The organism is Acidisphaera sp. S103 (assembly GCF_009765975.1).
GTDB lineage: Bacteria > Pseudomonadota > Alphaproteobacteria > Acetobacterales > Acetobacteraceae > Rhodopila.
This window is the reverse complement of sequence record NZ_LMUJ01000054.1, coordinates 199470-220953: the sequence shown is the minus strand read 5'-3', so window position 1 is coordinate 220953 and position 21484 is coordinate 199470. Positions and strand designations below refer to the sequence as shown.

General features: G+C 64.4%; 18 protein-coding genes. 15 read left to right on the top strand and 3 right to left on the bottom strand.

The features are described 5' to 3' along the window. Window positions 1–59 precede the first annotated feature (59 nt). From GSQ89_RS17365 to GSQ89_RS17340, 6 genes are all read left to right on the top strand, one after another. Window positions 60–986, top strand: coding sequence for a phytanoyl-CoA dioxygenase family protein (locus GSQ89_RS17365; protein ID WP_158927451.1), 927 nt, complete (start codon window positions 60–62; stop codon window positions 984–986). A 71-nt stretch (window positions 987–1057) separates the two neighbouring features. Then, window positions 1058–2236 carry an LLM class flavin-dependent oxidoreductase gene (locus tag GSQ89_RS17360; protein WP_158927449.1) on the top strand — a complete coding sequence of 393 codons (1179 nt, stop codon included), beginning with the start codon at window positions 1058–1060 and terminating at the stop codon, window positions 2234–2236. A gap of 47 nt (window positions 2237–2283) precedes the next feature. Further along, the gene (locus GSQ89_RS17355) at window positions 2284–2670 is read left to right on the top strand and encodes a cupredoxin domain-containing protein (RefSeq protein ID WP_158927447.1); all 387 of its coding nucleotides are present in this window, start codon (window positions 2284–2286) and stop codon (window positions 2668–2670) included. Between the two features lie 85 nt (window positions 2671–2755). Next, window positions 2756–4696 carry a threonine--tRNA ligase gene (thrS, locus tag GSQ89_RS17350; RefSeq protein ID WP_158927445.1) on the top strand — a complete coding sequence of 647 codons (1941 nt, stop codon included), beginning with the start codon at window positions 2756–2758 and terminating at the stop codon, window positions 4694–4696. A 204-nt stretch (window positions 4697–4900) separates the two neighbouring features. After that, entirely contained in the window at window positions 4901–5422 is a 522-nt protein-coding gene (gene infC, locus GSQ89_RS17345) for a translation initiation factor IF-3 (protein ID WP_158927443.1), read from the top strand. Window positions 5423–5661: 239 nt separating this feature from the next. Beyond that, on the top strand, window positions 5662–6735 hold the full coding sequence (locus GSQ89_RS17340) for a malate/lactate/ureidoglycolate dehydrogenase (RefSeq protein WP_158927441.1): 1074 nt from the start codon (window positions 5662–5664) through the stop codon (window positions 6733–6735). Between the two features lie 220 nt (window positions 6736–6955). On the opposite strand, the gene GSQ89_RS17335 is transcribed toward GSQ89_RS17340, so the two are convergent. Then, window positions 6956–10168, bottom strand: coding sequence for a DUF3971 domain-containing protein (locus tag GSQ89_RS17335; RefSeq protein ID WP_158927439.1), 3213 nt, complete (start codon window positions 10166–10168; stop codon window positions 6956–6958). A gap of 18 nt (window positions 10169–10186) precedes the next feature. On the opposite strand from GSQ89_RS17335, the gene GSQ89_RS17330 reads away from it, so the two are divergent. Together GSQ89_RS17330 and bcp are read left to right on the top strand one after the other, a co-directional pair. Continuing rightward, window positions 10187–13144, top strand: a complete 2958-nt coding sequence (locus GSQ89_RS17330) for a bifunctional [glutamine synthetase] adenylyltransferase/[glutamine synthetase]-adenylyl-L-tyrosine phosphorylase (protein ID WP_254073250.1) — start codon at window positions 10187–10189, stop codon at window positions 13142–13144. Next, window positions 13141–13614, top strand: a complete 474-nt coding sequence (gene bcp / locus GSQ89_RS17325) for a thioredoxin-dependent thiol peroxidase (protein ID WP_158927437.1) — start codon at window positions 13141–13143, stop codon at window positions 13612–13614. Before GSQ89_RS17330 ends, bcp begins: the two co-directional genes overlap by 4 nt. A 52-nt stretch (window positions 13615–13666) precedes the next feature. Here the strand turns inward: bcp and GSQ89_RS17320 are convergent, their stop codons facing one another. Continuing rightward, window positions 13667–15067: a PLP-dependent aminotransferase family protein gene (locus GSQ89_RS17320; RefSeq protein ID WP_158927435.1), complete on the bottom strand. Its 1401-nt coding sequence runs from the start codon at window positions 15065–15067 to the stop codon at window positions 13667–13669. Window positions 15068–15155: 88 nt separating this feature from the next. On the opposite strand from GSQ89_RS17320, the gene GSQ89_RS17315 reads away from it, so the two are divergent. From GSQ89_RS17315 to GSQ89_RS17285, 7 genes are all read left to right on the top strand, one after another. Next, the gene (locus tag GSQ89_RS17315; RefSeq protein ID WP_216856220.1) at window positions 15156–15599 is read left to right on the top strand and encodes a carboxymuconolactone decarboxylase family protein; all 444 of its coding nucleotides are present in this window, start codon (window positions 15156–15158) and stop codon (window positions 15597–15599) included. Beyond that, the gene (locus GSQ89_RS17310; protein ID WP_158927433.1) at window positions 15596–16027 is read left to right on the top strand and encodes a GNAT family N-acetyltransferase; all 432 of its coding nucleotides are present in this window, start codon (window positions 15596–15598) and stop codon (window positions 16025–16027) included. The genes GSQ89_RS17315 and GSQ89_RS17310 overlap by 4 nt, the downstream gene beginning before the upstream one ends. A gap of 3 nt (window positions 16028–16030) precedes the next feature. Further along, window positions 16031–16645, top strand: a complete 615-nt coding sequence (locus tag GSQ89_RS17305; RefSeq protein WP_158927431.1) for an FMN-dependent NADH-azoreductase — start codon at window positions 16031–16033, stop codon at window positions 16643–16645. Window positions 16646–16732: 87 nt separating this feature from the next. Further along, window positions 16733–17164, top strand: a complete 432-nt coding sequence (sdhC, locus tag GSQ89_RS17300) for a succinate dehydrogenase, cytochrome b556 subunit (protein ID WP_254073249.1) — start codon at window positions 16733–16735, stop codon at window positions 17162–17164. A gap of 9 nt (window positions 17165–17173) precedes the next feature. Continuing rightward, on the top strand, window positions 17174–17569 hold the full coding sequence (gene sdhD / locus GSQ89_RS17295; RefSeq protein WP_158927429.1) for a succinate dehydrogenase, hydrophobic membrane anchor protein: 396 nt from the start codon (window positions 17174–17176) through the stop codon (window positions 17567–17569). A gap of 19 nt (window positions 17570–17588) precedes the next feature. After that, the gene (gene sdhA, locus GSQ89_RS17290; RefSeq protein WP_158927426.1) at window positions 17589–19400 is read left to right on the top strand and encodes a succinate dehydrogenase flavoprotein subunit; all 1812 of its coding nucleotides are present in this window, start codon (window positions 17589–17591) and stop codon (window positions 19398–19400) included. Between the two features lie 38 nt (window positions 19401–19438). Further along, window positions 19439–20221 carry a succinate dehydrogenase iron-sulfur subunit gene (locus tag GSQ89_RS17285; protein WP_158927424.1) on the top strand — a complete coding sequence of 261 codons (783 nt, stop codon included), beginning with the start codon at window positions 19439–19441 and terminating at the stop codon, window positions 20219–20221. A 26-nt stretch (window positions 20222–20247) separates the two neighbouring features. Here GSQ89_RS17285 and GSQ89_RS17280 read toward each other — a convergent pair whose 3' ends face one another. Next, the gene (locus GSQ89_RS17280; RefSeq protein WP_254073248.1) at window positions 20248–21480 is read right to left on the bottom strand and encodes a UbiH/UbiF/VisC/COQ6 family ubiquinone biosynthesis hydroxylase; all 1233 of its coding nucleotides are present in this window, start codon (window positions 21478–21480) and stop codon (window positions 20248–20250) included. Window positions 21481–21484 lie beyond the last annotated feature (4 nt).

Sequence of the window (21484 nt, the reverse complement as noted above, 5' to 3'; positions counted from 1 at the left end):
CATGCGGCAACACAACGGGCGAGACGGTCATGTGGGCGGAGCCAGGAAACGGCCTGAATATGAAGACGCTGTGGACCGACACACCCTACGCGGCACAGCGGGTCGCCGGTTTGTTCGAGGCTGGTGAAATCACCGCCGCGGAACGTGACGACCTCGCCCATTTTATCGAGCACGGATGGCTGGTGTGGCGCGCCGCGATCGAGCCTGAGTTGATCGATCGATTCGCTTCCGACATACATAATCATCACAAATATCCGGGCAAATTCCTGATCACGGATCATCGTCGTGGCTTGCCCAACCGGCCGTCGGGCACCACGCCCGACCGGTATGAAAGTCTGTTCGATCTTTACGTCAACTTTGAATCCTCACGGAAGGTTTGCTTCCATCCACGCATCTGCCGCTTCCTGTCGTTGGTGTTCGATACGAAGCCCGTGGCCTGCCAGCAATTGCTGTTCCAAAGAAGTAATGGACACCGTGTTCACCAGGACACCTCGGTTGTCGCCGTCGAGGATCCGATGCTGATGGCCGCGACCTGGATCGCGCTGGAGGACGTCGTGGAAGGCAGCGGCGAACTCGCATTCTACGACAAAAGCCACAGGCTGCCGCACTATCTTTTCAATGACGGGTCGAAACGGATGAATTTCGCGGCCGACGACCAGGACCTGTACATCGCCGAACTGGATGCCGCCTGCCGGCGCGAGGGCATGGCCTACGAACGCTTCCTCGCCAGGAAGGGGGACGTGTTCTTCTGGACCGCCGACCTGGTGCATCGCAGCCACCCGCGCACACTGCCGGAAGATACCAGCCGGCTGTCGTGCGTGACGCATTATCACCCCACCAACACCACGCCGTTCTGGTTTCGTCACCATCCGAACCGGACCCGCGTCATGGCGTTCGACGACCAAGGCTTCTATGTCAGCGCGCATTACCCACTGGATCGAAAGCAGCGCGGCATGTTGGACGTGGATTCGGTGTTCAAGGGATAGGTGTCGGCCGAATTTGACGGTTTCCTGAACGGGACTACGCTGACGGCAGCAATCCCAGGGAAGGCAACGCCGTGATCAGGCAATTCGACAGCACCTACGCGGGCCATATCGATCTGGAGAACGTCGGTTATGCCGGCACCCCGGTCAACGACCGCCGCTACCCGAACGAGCAGCTCGCGACCGCCCTGCACAAGGCGGAAACGACTGCCCAGGCGCTCGATCGCCTTGGTTACGGCACCTTCTGGATGGCGGAGCACCACTTCCAGCCGGAAGGCACCGAGTGCATCCCCAATGTCCTGATGATGGCGCTGCACCTGACGCACCTGACGAAAAACCTGAAGCTCGGTTGCGGCTTCAACATCACCCCGATGTGGCACCCGCTGCGCCTGGCCGAAGACTACGCCATGGCCGACATCCTGTCGCACGGCCGCGTGGTGTTCGGCGTCGGCCGCGGCTACCACACGCGGGAGGTGGAAACCTTCGGCGCCCCGCTGTTGAACCAGGAAGCCAACCGCGAACTGTTCGAAGAGCAGGTCGACATCATCTTCAAATCGTTCAACGAAGAGTCGTGGTCGCATAAGGGCAAGCACTACACGTTGCCGCCGGAAGTCCCCTATCGCGGCTACACCCTGAAGGAACTCACCCTGGTTCCCCGCCCCGAACGCCTGCCGGTGGAATGCTGGCAGCCGATCCAGGGCGGCTCGCAACGTGCGCTGGACTTCATGGCCAAGCACGGCATTCAGGGCGTCATCGGCGGCGGTTCGGCCGAAGGCGGCATCGTCCACAAGGTCATGGTCGATTTCCAGGCGGCGCATGCCCGCATCGGCAAGCACGTGGAACTCGGCGAGCGCCTCGCCATCGGCTTCCAGTTCTTCATCGCCGACAGCGTCGAGGCAGGCATCCGCGAAGCCGGCAAATACTATGAAGAGAACATGAAGATGTTCGGCGAACTGCGCCTGGTCAAAGCGCTGACCGACGAACAGATCGCCGCGATGCGCGACCCAAAGCTGGCGGTGAACACCAAGCTGCCGCGGGTCGAGGACGCGGTGAAAGCCGGTGGCTTCCTGACCGGCACGCCGGCCGACATCATCGAGAGCCTGAAGAAGATCGAGGCCGCCTATCCCGGCCTGTCCCGCGTCACCGTCACCCTGCCCCTGGGCACGCCGTTGTCGGTGTGGCTGGAACAGGTCGAGCGGTTCGCGAAAGAGGTGATGCCGGCCTTCAATGCCGGTCCAGGCGCCACGCGCTGAAGCGCCACCGCCCTTGCGGTCGCCGAAACCTGACCAACATGGGCGGGATGACCAAAACCATCCCGCTCGCCTTGGCCCTGCTGCTGCCCCTGGCCGCCCACGCCGCCAATCGATGGGCCGATCCGGAAAAGATGACCGTCGTGATGGTCGACAACCGCTTCGAGCCCGATCACCTGGTCTTCCACGCCGGCAAAACCTACGACCTGCTGCTGGAAAACCACGGCAAGGAGATGCACGAATTCACCGCCCCGATGTTCCTGAAAGCCGCCACGATCAAGGACAAGCATCTGCTGGCGAATGGTGGTACCGACATCGTGGTGCAGGCCGGCAAATCCGTCCACATCCTGCTGGTCGCCCCGCCCAAGGGGCCCTATGACCTCACCTGCGCCGACCACGACTGGGACGGCATGATCGGCAGTATCACCGTCGATTAACGGCCTTCCCGCACCACGGCCTCTTGCCTCTACCCCTGGCTTGACGCCATAGACAGCGCCTTGCCAACCATCAGGACCCACGCCCATGCCTGCCATCACATTGCCCGACGGCTCCGAACGCCAGTTCGACGTGCCGGTGACGGGCACCACGGTGGCCGAGGCGATCGGTCCCGGCCTCGCCCGCGCCGCCCTGGCGATGAAGCTGGACGGCAAGACCGTCGATCTCAGCACGCTGATCGACCACGACGCCGCCATCGTCTTCATCACCCGCCGCGATCCCGACGCGCTGGAAATGATCCGTCACGACGCCGCCCACGTGCTGGCCGAGGCGGTGCAGACCCTCTATCCCGGCACCCAGGTCACCATCGGCCCGTCGATCGAGAACGGCTTCTACTACGATTTTGCCCGCAATGAGCCGTTCACCCCCGACGACTTCGCCGCCATCGAAGCCAAGATGCGCGAGATCGTCGCCAAGGGCGCTCCGTTCGTCCGGCGGGAGATCGATCGCGACGAAGCCATCGCCTTCTTCCAGGCCAAGGGCGAGAAATACAAAGCCCAACTGATCCAGGACCTGCCGGCGACGGAAACCATCAGCCTCTACAGCCAGGGCGATTGGGTCGACCTGTGCCGCGGCCCGCACATGCGCTCCACCGCCGATGTCGGCGGCGCGTTCAAGCTGATGAAGGTCGCCGGCGCCTATTGGCGGGGCGATCACCGCAACGCCATGCTGTCGCGCATCTACGGCACCGCCTGGCGCGACCAGAAGGAACTCGACGCCTACCTGCACCAGCTCGAAGAAGCCGAACGCCGCGACCACCGCAAGATCGGCAAGGAAATGGACCTGTTCCATATCCAGGAAGAGGCGGTCGGCTCGATCTTCTGGCATCCCAAGGGCTGGAAGCTCTACCGCACGGTGGAGGCCTATCTGCGCCGCCGCCTCGACGCCGCCGGCTACCAGGAGGTCAAAACCCCGCAACTCGTCGACCGCTCGCTGTGGGAGAAATCCGGGCACTGGGACAATTACCGCCAGAACATGTTCATCGCCCAGGTGGAAGAGGAGGACAAATTCCTCGCCCTGAAGCCGATGAACTGCCCCTGCCACGTGCAGATTTTTCGCCACGGTATGCGGTCCTACCGTGAACTGCCCTTGCGCATGGCGGAGTTCGGGTCATGCCACCGCTACGAACCGTCCGGCGCGCTGCATGGCATCATGCGGGTGCGGGCGTTTACCCAAGATGACGCCCACATCTTCTGCACCGAAGACCAGATCGCCGTCGAAACCGCCCGCTTCGTGGAACTGCTCTCCACCGTCTACCGCGACTTCGGCTTTCCGGACTTCCGCATCAAGTTCGCCGATCGCCCGGAAGCGCGCATCGGCAGCGATGCCGATTGGGACCATGCGGAAGGCGCCCTGCGTGAGGCCTGCGCCATTGCCGGCGTCGAATACGAACTGAACCCGGGCGAGGGCGCCTTCTATGGCCCGAAACTGGAATTCGTCCTGCGCGACGCCATCGGCCGCGACTGGCAGTGCGGCACGTTGCAGGTCGATCCGAACCTGCCCGAACGCCTGGACGCCGAATATGTCGGCGAAGACGGCGCCCGCCACCGCCCGATCATGCTGCACCGGGCCATCCTGGGCAGTTTCGAACGGTTCCTGGGTATCCTGATCGAGCAGTACGCCGGCCGCTTCCCGCTGTGGCTGGCGCCGGTGCAGGCCGTCGTGGCGACCATCGTCTCCGACGCCGACGACTATGCCAACGAAGTCGCGGCCGCCTTCGCCCGAGCGGGTCTGTCGGTGAACACCGACCTGACCAACCAGAAGATCAACGCCAAGGTGCGAGAACACAGCCTGGCGCATGTTCCGGTACTCGCGGTCGTCGGCCGGAAAGAGGCGGAAACCCGCACCGTGGCGTTGCGACGACTGGGCAGCCAGGCACAGGAAGTGCTGCCGCTGGATGAAGCGGTCGTTCGGCTTGCATCGGAAGCCACGCCACCCGATCTACAGCCTGGTCGCCAGACGGCGTGAATCATCCGACTAAACACGGGGTTAGACCGTGACCGCACCGGAGCGTTGATCCAAACGCAGGCGATCACGGCCTGATTCCAGGCAAGATGGCTTGATTTTAAGCCCCTCTTTCGCCCACACTGCTAAACGGTCGCCGGCATCCGCGCTTTCGCGGCGGCACCATCGTCGTAACAGAGACAGGAGAGAACGATAGCCAGAGGACCAATGGCCGCCCCGCCAACCCGCGACGGCCCCCGCGTAAATGAGGAAATCCGAATCCCGCAGGTTCGCCTGATCGATCAGGACGGTGAAATGCAGGGCGTGCTGACAGTGCGGGAAGCGATGCAACGCGCCTTCGCCGTTGGCCTCGACTTGGTGGAGATCAGCCCCAACGCCGATCCGCCGGTCTGCAAGATCCTGGACTTCGGCAAATTCAAATACGAACAGCAGAAGAAGAAGAACGAGGCCAAGAAGAAGCAAAAAGTCATCGAAATCAAAGAGATCAAGGTTCGTCCGAACATCGATGAAAACGACTATCAGGTGAAGATGCGCGCCATGAAGTCGTTCATCGAGGAAGGCGACAAGGTCAAGGTGACACTGCGCTTCCGTGGCCGCGAAATGGCGCACCAGGACATCGGCGTGCGCGTGCTGGAACGTATCCGCGCGGAAATGGACACGACCTCCAAGGTCGAGCAAATGCCCCGTATGGAAAACCGCCAAATGGTGATGGTCCTGTCGCCGAGGTAAACACATCCGTCGAGGCGGACCTGTCCGCCATCCACCAAGCACATCCGTCACGGCGGGCCTGTCCGCCATCCACCAAGCACATCCGTCACGGCGGGCCTGTCCGCCATCCACCAAGTCCAACCGTCATGGCGGGCGCAGGCCCGCCATCCACGCCTCCCCGGCGTTCATCACACTCACAGGCGTGGATGCTTGCCGCACGCCGGCATGACCAACGCCGCCAACCGTCAGGCCTCGCCATCATGCCCACCCTCCCGCCCCACGCCCTGAAAGCCGTCACCCACCTGATCGCCCGCCGCATGGGCAGCGAGGAAGGCGAAGCCGCCCAGGTCGCCGACCATCTCGTCCGAGCCAACCTCGCCGGCCACGACAGCCACGGCGTCGGCATGCTGCCGACCTATGTCCGCCTGCTGCACGCCGGCCTCCTGGTCCCCAATCAGACAGCCGAGACGGTTCTCGACGCCGGCGCCCTGCTGGTGATCGACGCCCGCCGCGGCTACGGCCAGCGCATGGCCGCCGATGCCGTCAAACGCGCGATCGCCCGTGCGAAAGAACAAGGCGCCTGCGTGCTGGCGTTCCGCAATTCCTCGCATATCGGCCGCATCGGCACCTACGCGGAACTCGCCGCGTCGCAGGGCTGCGCCTTCACCGCCTTCGTCAACGTCGCCGACCATCACGATGTGCAGGCCACCTGGGGCGCCGCCGAACCGCGCCTCGGCACCAACCCATTCTGTGCCGCGGTGCCCGGAACCGACGGCCCGGCGGTCATGCTCGACATGGCCAGCACCACCATCGCTGCCGGCAAGGCGCGAGTCGCATACAACAAGGGCGTCCCGGTCACCGATGGCTGCATGATCGATGCCGACGGCAACCCCACCAACGACCCCACCGGCTTCATTCGCGACCACACCGGAGCGCTGCGGGCGTTCGGCACCCACAAGGGATCAGGCTTGGCGGTAATGTGCGAAATCATGGCCTCCGCCGTCGCCGGCGGCCAGGGCGCGTTCCACGAGGCCAAGGGCGGCGTGCTGAACTCCATGCTCGCCACGGTCATCGACCTCTCGAAGCTCGGCGATCCGGGGAAAATCGCCGCCGACATTCAGGCGGTGAAATCCCACGTCAAATCCGCCCGCCCCGGCCCCGGCTTCGATGAGGTCCTCACCCCTGGCGAACCGGAAAAGCGTTACGCCGCCAAGCGGACCGAACAGGGCATCGAGGTCGACGACACCACTTGGCGCGACATCCGCGCCGCCGCCGAAACGCTGGGCATCACCGCGGCGGAATTCGACCAGGCCGCCGGCGCCAACCGGGGTTAGGCAACGTCCGACAATAAGCGAGCCGGGCAGGACATCCATTTCTGTCTCCGCCCGGCTCGTCCTTAAAACTATAGGTGCACATCTTCATTACGAATTTCGATCGTTCGTCTGGCGACGTTCCCGGCCGGTGGTCAGTCCAAACCGAACCATGACGAATCAAGAGCCGGCAGCAACGCTAATCCAGCCCTGACATACGTCCATGACCCACCGGATGGACCGTCTACTTCCCGTCCGCCTGCGCGCCATCCCCACCCTTCGGCTTGCGATCAAACACACCGAATATCCCCCGCAAAAACCCGGGAGTCAGGGCACTGACGGGGTTGATCGACACGCTGGGATCGTCGATCTGCCCGTCAAGGCCGAACCGTGCCGCGAAAACGCCGCCGCCTTTCTCAGGGCTGAACAACTTACCGACCAGCGGCAATTGCCCGAGCATCGAATTGAAGAAATAGGCGGGAACGATCGTGCCACTTATCGAAACGCGCCCGGACGACAAGCCAATACGGCCCGTCGCCGTCAGCCCAAGCGAGGAATTGTAGGCATGCGCGTCATCGACGTGCAGATCGTTGCCGTCGTAGTGAAACGGCATGACGATATGGGAAAACCCCATCCCGGGTCCGCGCAGTGCATCAACCAACCCATAAAGCGTGATAGCCTGCAACAGCTTCCCCAATGCAGGCGAATTCCTGACCACCACATTGTCGATCGTCGCCGTTCCGACCAGTGGTTGCAGGCCAAGCGGCTTGTCGAGACTCCCATCGATCGCGAGGTGACCCGATCGCATTCCACGAACGGCATCCACGGCCCGCAGGAAGCTTCCGGCATCCTTCGCATCGACCAAGAGATGCCGTGTGCCTCCCCGTGGCTGAGCCGCGATCGAAAAACCGCCGCTCGTCCCGATCGTGCCAGCCACATCCAGAAGGCGGACCAGTTCACCCCCGCCGGACGCCGTTACGGCGACAGCTCGGGCGTTCTCTCCATTCGCCAGGATCGCATGATCGAAACGAGCGTCCAGCGTCCACCCCGGTGTTGTCACCGGGTTCGAATCAGGCTTGTCGCGACCGGACGTCTTCTCGGTCAGCTTGGCGGACAGATCGATCTGATCGCCCTGCAGCACGACCGAAACCGCCCCGTTCGACGCGAACCGGACCGAACCGTGCCCGCTTGTCTGCCCCAGGCGGATATTGTCCAACGCCACGCTACGAACATGGCCATCGTCGAGATCAGCCGATCCGGTCAGCAGCAGCCCCTCGCCACGCACCGCGATCTTGTCGATCTTCGTCAGCCGGTCATGCGCCATCAGCAAGACCACCGAGGCGTTGGCGATGGTCCCGGATGGCTTGGTCCAGGCCAAGGGGTGCACCGACAGCGTCGCGAGCGTCAGGTCGCCATTGATCGCGACCGAACCGTCGCCGCCGCGACGCTCGATCAGGACGAGGGTCAACGGGATCGGTCCGTCCAGGAAATCCACGACGGGCAAGCCGCCCGCCGCGAGTTGTGCCCCGGTCGGCTGGCCGGTGACCGCGATCTTCTGGACGATCTGGTCGGGTGGCCCCGGATTGAAGTCCATCGTGCCGTCCAGTGTGACCGGCACCTTCGCGACCGATCCCTGTCCCTTCAGGGTCAGGCCATCCTTGTCGATGCTCATGTCGAACACGCCATCATCGAGATTCTGGCCGCCCGCGACATCCAGCAAGCGAACCTGTTCGAGATGCGCGTCGGCGTGAATCCGCACGTCGTCGATCTGCAACTTGTTCTCCAGCGGAAACTGGAAATCCAGCGTCGCGGATACCGTCCCGGTGTCGGTCTTCAGCGCGATCGGATGGGTGGAGAGAAGATGCAGCCGAGGCTCTTTCAGCAATGCCAGCGCGCTGGCAACCGGACCTTCGACCCGGGCGCGGATCACCGCGAGCTGGTCGCGCAGCGACAGGCCGGTAATCCGCATCTGGCCGTCCTTGATCAGCAGGTCGGCCCCCCCGTTCGCGACGTGCTGATGGGCGGATGTGATATGAATATCCAGCGTGTTCGGATCGACCAGATGCAGGTGGACATCCGTTTGCTCGACCGGCGGGATATTGTCGATCCAGGTGAATGTCGCGTTGGTGCCGTCGAGGTCGGCGGTCGCCTTCGTCAGCACGACGTCATGCAGCGCGTCATCCGATTCGATGGCGAACGACACCGTCCCGTGCGTCACCATGCCCGCCGTCACATGTTCGGTGACCCACGGCCGAGCACCGCCCCCGACGCCGAGGGGCCATAGCCGAGGCAGATCGGCGATGTCGATCTGGGTCAACCCGATCGTTCCGGACGCCGACAGCCGATCCGCTTTGTGAACGATCGTTCCGCCGATATCGACGATCTCGGCACTGCCGTCCGGTGTGTGGGCGACGTCGAAATGGCCCTTCGTGATGGTGATCGCATCCGGTGTTCCCGACAGCGCGATGGTGCCGCGGCGTATCGGGACGCTGCCTTGCGCCACCTGGATCTGGCCTTGACCCAGCAGAACATCCGCCTGCATCCGATTGGGCTTGAAGTTCGTGTCCAACCCCACCGTCGCGGTCAGCGATACGGGCACGTCGATACCGGCCACGAAGGCCAGGGCGGGCGACAGCGCGCCCACACCCGACGGGCGGAACGATGTCAGCTTGATATCCAGATCGACTCCCGAACCGATGACCCAATCCGCTCGCGCCGTCAGTCCGGCCTGCTGATCGCCAGCCCGCAGCGCGCCGCGAACCAAACCCCGGACGTGCCCTTTTTCGGCGCGGATCAAATCGAGGTCCATGTCCGCTGTCCGCACCACCAACCCGGTCCCGCGATCCCGCACCATCATCGCGGTATCGCGAAAATGCACGCGGTGGATCTGATCCAGCAAACCCCGGGACCGCCCGTAATCGCTGCTGGCCGGGCGGGAGAGCTGTTCCCGGAGACGGTTCAGTTCAACAGCACCTGGATCGGACGACGCCCCACCAGCCAGGCCGGACCCAAGGTTGATCGCTCCGTCGGCGTCCCTTGTGACCGCGATCTGGGCATGGTCCACTTCGATGGCGCGCGGGACGACGCGGCCTAGCAGCAGTCCGGCCAGCGAGAACGTAAGGTGGGCACGCGGCGCCGCGACAATCCGGTGGCCCGCCGGGTCGGTGATGATGATATCGGAAAGACGGACGTCGAGCGGGTAGTCAACGCCTTTGTGGAACCCTTCCCAGACCAGGAACACGCCGTCGAATGAGACTCGCAAGCGCGCCGAATCATCGATGAACGCTGATTTCAGGCGATCCGACAGCCAGCGCAGGTCGATCGGTCCCTGCGCCAGGCGCCACGCGGTACCCGCCAGCAGGCAACTCGCCACCACCAGGAACCCCATGCCCAGCAGCAACAGCCGATGCACCGCTTTCGAGGTATGGTGGATCGCCCGCCCGGTAGAGCGGACCACCACGTGATGTCTCGATCGATGAAGCCAGCCACCTTCCTTATGCCACGCCATTGGCCCGCTCCCTATGACGAGGCCGCGGCGGATCGGCTCGTCGAGCGCTTCGAGGCGATCGGCGAAGCCGAAAGCCGCCTGCTGAAGGCACCGGGCGTCCTGCCCATGCTGCGGTGCCTAGGGGGCAACAGTCCCTACCTCGCTGCGTTGGCGCTGCGCGAATTCGACTCCATCCACCGTCTGGTGACAACCGGTCCCGAGGCCGCGTTCGCACATGGTCTGTCCTGTCTCGGTCAAGTTTCCTTCGCCGCGAAACGCCCCGACATCGCCGCCGCTCTCCGCCAGGCGAAGCGGGCCACCGCCCTGATCGCCGCGATAGCGGATATTGGTGGAATCTGGCCACTGGAAACCGTGACCGGCACGCTGTCCGACCTGGCCGAGGCCACGCTGCGGCTGGCAATCCGTCATCTGTTGCGCACCGCGCACGACGCAGGCGAAATCCGCCTGCAAGACGCCAACCGCCCCGAGCACAACTGCGGATTCGTCGCACTGGCGATGGGCAAGCTGGGCGCTGCGGAGCTGAATTATTCGTCCGATATCGACCTCATCCTTCTGTATGACAGTACCGCGCCGGTTTACGCGGGCGGGCGAGCGTCCGATAGCATAGGCTCGTTCACATCCCGGTTGGCCCGCGACCTGATCACGCTGATGGAGGCTCGGGACGCCAACGGCTACGTATTCCGCACCGATCTACGGCTGCGCCCCGACCCGGCGGCGACCCCGCCCGCCGTGTCCCTTCACGCCGCGCTGCTTTATTACGAAAGCATGGGCCAGAACTGGGAGCGCGCCGCCATGATCAAGGCCCGTCCCATCGCCGGCGACCTCCCGCTCGGGCATCGCTTCCTGGAGGCCATTCGTCCGTTCGTATGGCGCCGCGGCCTGGATTTCGCCGCCGTCGCCGACATCCATGCGATGAAGCGCCGGATCGATGTCGCCAGGAACACCGCGCTGAACCAAAGCGACGATCCCGCTGCCCGCATCGCCGGTCACAACGTCAAGTTGGGCGAGGGCGGCATTCGGGAGATCGAATTCCTGGTGCAGACCCTGCAAATGGTATGGGGCGGCCGCGACCCGACGCTGCGGATCAAGCCCACACTGCCGGCCATGGCGCGCCTGGTCGAAACCGGCCATCTGGACGAAACCGCCCGCTGCGAACTGGCGGAATCCTACCGGTTCCTGCGGCAGGTCGAGCATCGCATCCAGATGGTGAACGATCGCCAGACCCACGACCTTCCGGAACAGCCTGAGGAGATGAACCGCATCGCCCGGTTCATGGCCTATCCGGATGCCAAGGCATTCGCCCTCGATTTCCTGCGCCACGTGGACATCGTCCGCGCCAACTATCGCGCCGTTTTCGAGCTTGTTCCCGATATGCCCGACACAAAGACGGCGGGACCCGAACTGGATTTCCGCGGCGACGACCCCGAACCGGCGCCAACCGTCGCGGCGCTGCGCGCAATGGGCTACCACGACACGAAGCGCATCGTCTCGGCGGTTCGCCGCTGGCTCGCCGGACACGTACGGGCGTTGCGGTCAAGCCTGGCACGCGACCTGATGACGACGATGGTGCCATCGATCCTGGTCACGCTGGGACGCCAGCCGAACCCCGATGAGGCCTTCAACCGGTTCGACCGCTTCATCAGCGCATTGCCGGCCGGCGTGCAGCCGATGTCGCTGTTCCACCGGAATCCCCGGCAACTGGACCGCGTCGCCGCGGTACTGGGCGCTGCCCCCATGCTGTCGGAACATTTGGTACGGTATCCGAGCGCGCTGGAGGGGCTGCTCACCACGGATGACGTGGTCGATGTGGAGCGCATGTTGCGGTCGCGCCTGACGGATGCCGACCGGCAAGAGGACGTGATTCAGATCGTCCGGAGCGCGGTGAAGGAACGGGATTTCTTCCTGTCCGTCGCGACGTTGGAAGGACGGTTGGACGTCAACGCATCCGGCCGGCAACGAACGGCGCTGGCCGAAGCGGCGCTGTCGGTCCTGGTTCCCCGCGTTCTGGCCGACTTTGCGACGCGCTTCGGACGAGTCCCGGGCGGCGCGCTCGCCGTCGTGGCGATGGGCAAGGCGGGCGGGCGGGAAATGATGGCGGGGTCCGACCTCGACCTGATGTTCATCTACGATCACCCGCAAGATGTCACCGAAAGCCGCGGGCCACGTAACCTGCCGGCCAGCCAATGGTTCGTCCGAGCGGTACAGGCTTGCATCGGGGCACTGACGGCACCCGGGCCGGAGGGGCAGATGTATGCGCTGGACATGCGGTTGCGGCCGTCCGGCAACAAAGGTCCGCTCGCCGTCTCGCTGGAGGGTTTCAAGCACTATCACGAATGGGATGCATGGACCTGGGAGCGGATGGCCCTGACCCGGGCGCGCGTGGTCGCTGGACCGCCCGATATGCGCCGGCGGGTGACCCGGGCGATCGAGGCCGCGATCCGGCGCCAGCAGGAACCGGACCGCATTCGGGCCAACGCTGTGACGATGCGGGAGCGGATGGCGCGCGATCTTCGGCCACACGGTCCCTGGGACGTGAAACTGCGTGCCGGCGGCCTGATCGACATCGAATTCATCGCCCAGACCCTGCAACTGGTCCATGCGCAAGATCCGGGCTTTCGCGGCAGCCAGACGACGCATGTCGCCCTGCAGCGGCTGCGGAATGCCGGTGTGATCGCCAGGCCGGATGCGGCGCTGCTGATCGAGGCCGAACGGCTGTGGCGCACCATCCAGGGCATGCTGCGCATGACCGTCGGCCGGATCGAAGTGGCATCCTTGCCTGACGCGTCGGCCCTGCCATTGTTGCTTGCCGCGGCGAAAGCCGGCGTATCCGCGGTTGACGCCGACGATCTGTTGCATAAGTCCGAAGATATCGCGCAACAGGTTCGAAAACTGTTCGAAAATTATGTGGGGAAACCAGACGGATGAGTCTCGTGGAAGGTGATGCGGCTCCCGATTTCCAGATGCCGGCCACGGGGGGTCGTACGGTCAGCCTGGACGGCTACAAAGGCAAGCCGTTCATTTTGTATTTCTACCCGAAGGCCGATACGCCCGGGTGTACCAAGGAAGCCTGTGCGTTTCAGGAGGCCATGCCTCACCTGGAGCAGATCGGCCTGGATGTGATCGGCGCCTCACCGGACAAGATCAAGCCGATCGAGAAGTTCGCCGCCAAGTATGGGCTGACGTTTCCGTTGGCCTCGGATGAGGGGCACGCGGTGGCGGATCGCTATGGCACATGGGTCGAGAAATCGATGTATGGGCGGAAATACATGGGGATGGAGCGCAGCACGTTCCTGATTGGCGCTGACGGCAAGGTGCTGAAAGTGTGGCGGAAAGTCAGCGTGACCGGCCATGCAGACGCCGTGATGGAAGCGGTGAAGGCGGCGAAACTGGTTTAGTCGTTCGCTGTCGCTGCGGCCGGCAGTGAACGCGCGACGGTGGGTTCATTGTTTACCTGAGAGCCCCCCTCAACCGGCCCACCAGAGCGTCGGCGTCGGCCGTGGCGACGTTGGTAAAACCCAACAGCAACCCCTGCCCAGCGTCATGCGCCATCGTCAGCGACGACAGCGCGGTTGTGGCCAATCCGGCGAGCGCGGCGCGTTTCGCCAGTACGCTGTCGTCGTCCGCCCCGGGAAACCGTGCCAGCAGATGCATCCCGCCCGCTGCCAGTTCGACCGTGACCCGGTCTGCAAACGCCGCTTGCAAGGCGGTTGCCAGGCAGCGGCGGCGTTCGCCGTAGAGTATTCGCATCCGCCGGATATGACGCGCGAAGTGGCCGTTTCGCATGAACGCGGCGACGGCCTTCTGCTCCAGCATCGGCAGCCCCGACGTCAACAGCCTGGATGCCCGCAGGAACACGGTCTGCAACTCAGGCGGAACGATCAGGTAGCCCAGGCGCAACGCCGGAAACAGGACTTTGCTGAAGCTGCCGGCGTATAGCACGCGCTGTCCGCGATCCAGGCTCTTCAGTGACGGCAACGGCCGGCCGACGTAGCGGAATTCGCTGTCGTAATCGTCCTCGACGATCCACGACCCGGCTTCCGCCGCCCAGGTCAGCAACTCCAGCCGCCGCGGCAACGACAACGCCACCCCGGTCGGACACTGATGGGTCGGCGTCACGACCGCGAGCCTCGCCTTGGGCGCTGCGTTAATGCCGGCGGCCACGCGCAACCCTTCGGCGTCCACCCGTACCGGCACGACCCGGGCGCCGGCGGTTTCCAGGGCCATGCGCGTCATGTGATAGCCCGGATCTTCCATCCAGACCGGGTCTCCCGGACGGATCAGCACAGTGCGCACCAGCGCGAACGCGCCCTGATAGCCCGCGGTGATCAGCACCTGATCCGGCTTGCATTTGATACCGCGCGCGACCCCCAGATAGGCGGCGACCGCCTGACGCAGGTCGGGCAAGCCGGCGGGGTCAACGTCCGCCAGGTCCGCCGGCTGCATCGACCGGGCCGCCCGAACCGTCAGATTGGACCAGAGTTTTCGCGGAAAAGCATCCAAAGCCGGCAGTCCCATCTGGAACGGCAGTGGTTCGGCGCAGACGGCGGCCGGTGCGGACGGAAACTCCAGCGGCGATTGCTCCGCCACCTCGATCCGCCGGCCAATCTGTCCCGACACGATCGTTCCGGCCGAACGGCGAGTCTCAATCGCCCCTTCGCCCGCCAGCAGCGCATAGGCGGCATCCACGGTCCCCCGCGCGATGGCAAGTTGCGCGGCCAGTGCTCGGGATGACGGAAGCCGTGCGCCCGGCAGCAAATGACCCGCGGTGATCGCCGAACGCACCCGCGTCGCGATTTGCAGGAACAGCGGGTCTTCCTCGGTCGTATCGAGCGTGATGCTAAGCGTCATGGTCCAGTCGATTCGTCGTTTTCTGGCCCTTCACGCTATGCCACCAAAGATGTCCTCTCGGCGAGCCATAAACGAAGGACTCTCCGTCATGCCTAAATCCCTGCCCGAAATCGTTCCCGATGCCTATCGCGCCATCAGGGAGGTTGAAGCCTACATGCGCGGTTGCGGCCTGGACAAATCGCTGATCGAACTGATCAAGCTGCGCGCGTCGCAAATCAACGGCTGCGCCTTCTGCATCGACATGCACACGAAAGACGCCCGAAAGAACGGCGAAACCGAGCAGCGCCTGTATCTGTTGAACGCGTGGCGGGAGGCTCCTTTCTACACCGAACGCGAACGCGCCGCCCTGGCCTGGACCGAGCATCTGACGCGGCTGCCGATCGATCACGCATCCACCGCAGCCTACGACCGCCTGCACGAACTGTTCTCCGACACCGAAGCTGCCAACATCACGGTGCTGATCGGCCTGATCAATCTGTGGAATCGCGTCGCGATCGGCGGCGGCTTCCATCTGCAGGGCAAGGCCGCATGACTATCGACATCCGTCCGGCCGAGACCCCGGCCGACCTCGCGGCCTGCTTCCCGGTGATGCAGGCCCTGCGGCCCCACCTGACCGGCGCCCCCGAACTGGCCGCCCGCGTCCAGGTCCAGATCGCCCAAGGCTACCGCTTGCTCGCCGCCTGGCGCGATCAGGCGGTGATCGGCGCCGCCGGCTATCGTATGCAGGAAAACCTGATCCGCGGGCGCTTCTGCTACGTCGATGACCTTGTCGTCGCGGAATCGGAACGCCGCAACGGCCTGGGCGCCCGCCTGCTGGACGGGGTGGCGAAAATAGCCAGGGACGAAGGCATCCTTCGCCTCACCCTCGACACCGGATTGGACAATCTGCTCGGGCAACGCTTCTATTTCCGCTACGGAATGCTGCCGTCATCACTGCGCTTCAGCAAGCAATTGGACTGACCGATGCAAACAATCCTCTACATCTCATGCAGTCCACGCGGATCAGCATCCCACAGCCTGGACTTCGCCGAGGAATTCCTGACGCGTCTGCACCAGCATCACCCTACCGCCAGGATCCACAACCGAGACCTGGCCGCCAACCCGCCAACGGTCGTCGACGCCGCATTCAGCAACGCCATTCTCGACCCGGCCAGCCCACCCGAAGCCTTCACCCAGTCCGAAACCCTGATCCGCGAACTGGAAGACGCCGACGCGCTGGTGATCGCAACGCCCATGCATAATTTTACCGTACCCGCCGTTCTGAAGGCCTGGATCGACCAGATCGTGCGCATTCACCGCACCTTCAAAAGCACCCCGGCCGGCAAGGTGGGCACATTGCAGGACCGCCCGGTCTATATCCTCATCGCATCCGGCGGCTGGTTCAGCGGCCCGTCGCCGACCGGCACGCCGGCGCAACCCGACTTCCTGACGCCCTACCTCACCACCATCCTGAACACGATCGGACTCCGCGATATCCACATCATCGCGCTGGAAGGCGTCACCCGAGGTCCCGCCATGCTTGAACGCGCGGTCTCCCTTGCGCGTCAATCGCTCGACCGCATCCTGCCGCCGCGTTGACCCTTTCATCCCGCAACGCTAATCACCCCTGATGGTTCGGCGCCGCCGTCATGCTCGACATGGGCGCCGACAGAACGGGAGCGATGCGTGAGAGACGTACGCGACGCGCTGATGACCGCGCGGAACTCTGAAGGCAAACTGGTGCGACGCCCGCTGTCGCCGCACCTTCAGGTCTATCGTTGGCCGATCAGCATGGCGCTGTCGATCCTGCATCGCGTCACCGGTTGCGCCCTTGGCGTCGGCACGCTGCTGCTGACCTGGTGGCTGGTCTCCGCTGCCGGTCCGGATGAGGCGTTCGACCGCGCCCAGTGGTTCCTGGGATCGGCCGTCGGACTGCTGCTGCTGTTCGGCTGGTCGCTGGCGCTGATCTTCCATTTCTTCAGTGGCATCCGCCATCTGGTCTGGGACAGCGGAATCGGGTTCGAGGCACCGACCTACAACACCTCGGGCTGGGGCGTCGTGATCGCAACCGTGGTCTGCACGGTGCTGGTCTGGGTCGTTGGCCTGGTGGTTTGGTGAGGGGCTGACATGTCTGGAACACCGCATATCGATATGCTGCGCTCGCCGCTGGGCCGCGCGCGCGGCCTGGGATCAGCCCGAGCGGGGTCGCATCATTGGTGGATGCAGCGCCTGACCGCGATTGCGCTGGTGCCGCTGACACTGTGGTTCATCTTCTCGGTGATCCACCTGGCTGGCGCGACCCATCAGGCGGTTATCGAATGGCTGTCATCCCCGCTGACGATGGGCTTGATGCTGGCGCTGATCGTCGCGACATTTCACCATCTGCAACTGGGTGTGCAGGTGGTGATCGAAGACTACGTGCATGACGAACGCGCCAAGCTGACCGCCGTGCTGGTGGTGAAGGCACTCTGCATCCTGCTCGCCCTGGTCTGTATCGTCTCCGTGCTGAAAATCGGGCTGTAAGAGCCCTGAGGAAAACTCGATGAACGCGATCACGATGCCGTCCTCCCGCGCCTACAACATCGTGGACCATACCTACGACGTCGTGGTGGTCGGTGCTGGCGGATCCGGCTTGCGCGCCACTTTCGGCATGGGCGCCGCCGGACTGAAAACCGCCTGCATCACCAAGGTTTTTCCCACCCGCAGCCACACCGTCGCCGCCCAGGGCGGCATCGGCGCCGCGCTCGGCAACATGGGTGAGGACGACTGGCGCTGGCACATGTACGACACCGTCAAGGGGTCCGACTGGCTGGGCGACCAGGACGCCATCGAATACATGTGCCGGGAGGCCATTCCCGCCGTCTACGAACTGGAACATTACGGCGTGCCGTTCAGCCGGACGGAGGACGGCCGTATCTACCAGCGTCCGTTCGGCGGCCACATGAAGGAATACGGCAAGGAACCGGCGATGCGCGCCTGCGCCGCCGCCGACCGCACCGGCCATGCCATCCTGCATACGCTGTATCAGCAAAGCCTGAAGCACGACGCGGAGTTCTTCGTCGAGTATTTCGCCCTCGACCTGATCATGGACGAAGAAGGCGCCTGCCGCGGGGTCATGGCCTGGAACCTGGAAGACGGCACCATCCACCGCTTCCGTGCCCAGACAGTTGTATTGGCGACCGGTGGTTACGGCCGAGCCTATTTGTCCTGCACGTCGGCGCATACCTGCACAGGTGATGGTACCGGCATGGTGCTGCGTGCCGGCCTGCCTGCCCAGGACATGGAATTCGTCCAGTTCCATCCCACCGGCATTTTCCCCGCCGGCTGCCTGATTACCGAGGGTGCGCGTGGCGAAGGCGGCTACCTGACCAACGCCGAGGGCGAACGTTTCATGGAGCGCTACGCCCCCACCGCCAAGGACCTGGCCAGCCGCGACGTCGTGTCCCGCTCCATGACCATGGAAATCAATGAGGGCCGGGGCTGCGGTCCGCAGAAGGACCACATCATGCTCCATCTGGAGCATCTCGGTGCTGCCCTGTTGCACGAGCGCCTGCCCGGCATTTCGGAAACCGCGAAAGTGTTTGCCGGCGTCGACGTGACGAAGGAGCCGATCCCCGTCCTGCCCACCGTGCACTACAACATGGGCGGCGTCCCCACCAACGTGCATACGGAAGTCCTGCGCCCGACCAAGGACAACCCCGACGCGGTGGTCCCCGGCCTGATGGCGGTGGGTGAAGCCGCCTGCGTTTCGGTCCACGGTGCCAACCGCCTGGGCACCAACTCCCTGCTCGATCTGGTGGTGTTCGGCCGCGCCGCCGCCCATCGCGCCACCGAGACGATCAAGCCCGGCGCCCGCCAGGCCCCGCTGCCCGCGAAAGCCGGCGAATCCTCGCTGGACCGTTTCGACCGTGCCCGTCACGCCAAGGGCAGCACCAAGGTCGCCGAACTGCGCCTGACCATGCAGCGCGCCATGCAGGCCCACGCCGCGGTGTTCCGCACCGCCAAGAGCATGGAAGAAGGCGTCGGCAAGATGAAAAACATCTGGAGCGGGATGAGCGACATGTCCGTCTCCGACCGCAGCCTGGTGTGGAACAGCGACCTGATGGAGGCGCTGGAACTGCACAACCTGATGGGCAACGCGATGACCACCATGGTCGGCGCCGAGGCCCGCCTGGAAAGCCGCGGCGCCCACGCGCACGACGATTATCCGGATCGCGACGATCAGAACTGGATGAAGCACACCCTGGCGTGGTGCGGCGACAACGGCGACACGCGGCTCGATTACCGTCCGGTGAAGATGCAAACGATGACCAATGAGGTCTCGGTCTTCCCGCCGAAGAAGCGGGTTTACTAGGTCGGTTTTCTGTCGCCATTCCTTAGGATCACACGACGATGGTTGCTTTCAATCTTCCCCTGAACAGCCGCATCGGCCAGGGCCAGACCTTCAAGGCGCCGGCCGGGACCAAGCGCGTTCGGGATTTCAAGATCTATCGCTGGAACCCCGACGACGGCAAAAACCCCAGCACCGACACGTATGAGATCGACCTCGACGCCTGCGGCCCCATGGTCCTGGACGCCCTGATCAAGATCAAGAACGAGATCGATCCGACCCTGACCTTCCGTCGCTCCTGCCGCGAGGGCATTTGCGGGTCGTGCGCGATGAACATCGACGGCGGCAATACCCTGGCCTGCCTCAAGCCGATCGAGGACGTGAAGGGTGCGGTCAAGATCAGCCCGCTGCCGCACATGCCGGTGGTGAAGGACCTGGTGCCCGACCTGTCCCAGGCCTACGCGCAATATAGCTCGATCAAGCCTTGGATGCAGGCGGATTCGCCGGCGCCACCTGACGGCGAGCGGCTGCAAAGTAAGGAAGAGCGCGCCAAGCTGGATGGCATGTGGGAGTGCATATTGTGCTTCTGCTGCTCGACCTCCTGCCCTAGCTACTGGTGGAACGGCGACCGCTATCTGGGCCCGGCCGTCCTGCTGGCCGCCTATCGCTGGATCGCCGACTCACGCGATGAGGCGACCGGTCAGCGTTTGGATGAACTGGAGGATCCGTTCAAGCTGTACCGCTGCCATACCATCATGAACTGCACCGATACGTGCCCCAAGGGCCTGAACCCGGCCAAGGCGATCGGCACCATCAAGCAGTTGATCGTGGAGCGCCAGGGGTAAGCCCGCCGGCGTCGGTAACCAGCCTGCTACGACCCCGGCGGCGCCGTCACACCCATCGCCCGGCGCATGAACATGCGCTTCATGGGACCCAGGCGATCGACCGCGTTGATGCCCAGATCCCGAACGGCGCGGACCATACGGCGGTCCGTGCTGAATAGGCGGTCAATCCCATCGGTCATCGCGAACATCAGCAGATTGTCGGGTTGCCGCATGCGCTGATACTGCGTCAGCAAGGCTTTGCCGCCGACATCCGCGTTGTTCCGAACGGCCTCGACGATCAAATCAGCCAGCGCGATCCCGTCGCGAAAGCCCAGATTTAGGCCCTGCCCCGCGATCGGGTGAATCCCGTGTGCGGCATCACCGGCCAGCGCCAGCCTCGTATCGGCGTACCGATGCGCGATCATCGCTGACAGATTGTAGCTCCATCGCCGGCCGACCGCGCGGATTGCACCCAGGTGCGGCCCAAGCCGGCGGGCTGCTTCCCGCGCGAACCGCCCGTCGTCCAAAGCCATGAAGGCCGCCGCGTCTTTCGTCCGTTCCGTCCATACGATGGCCGACACGTGCGGCGCACCGCCGGGTTCGGCATCGGCGCTTGGCCCCATCGGCAGAGCGGCGAACGGACCAGCGGGCAGAAAATGCTCCAGCGCGAGGCCGTGATGCGGATACTCATGCGAAACGGCACAGACGATCGCGGTCTGACCGTAAGGAATCCGCGTGACCGGAATGCCCGCCTGTTCCCGCAACGGCGAGTTGCGACCCTCGGCCGCGACAACAAGCTGGCACGCGATCACCGGCCCATCCTCGATGCGAACCAGGGCACCATCATCCGACCGCTCGACGGCGGCCTTGGCCGGCGCGAACAGATGCAATCCCGCTTGCGCAGGGAAACGAGCATTCAGCGCCTTGCGCAGCGACCGGGCCTCGACCATCCATCCGAACGGCCGCGGGTCGCCGCCCGCTTCCCGGTGATCGAAATGCAGATGCAGCCGAGACGGCGGCCGGCCGATCCGCCCATCGCTGACCCGAATATCGAGGATCGGGTTCGGCGGGACATCAAGGACGTCCCACAGTCCCGCGTCTTCCAGCAGCGTCCGCGACCCTGCCGCGATCGCATAGGCTCGGCCGTCGAACGCCGGGTTCTCCATCGGCGGCAGCACCGCCTGGTCGATCAACGCGACGCTGACACCGGCGCTGGCCAGGCGACAGGCCAGCGTACCGCCAACCGGGCCGGCACCCATGATACAGACCTGCACAGACATGGAT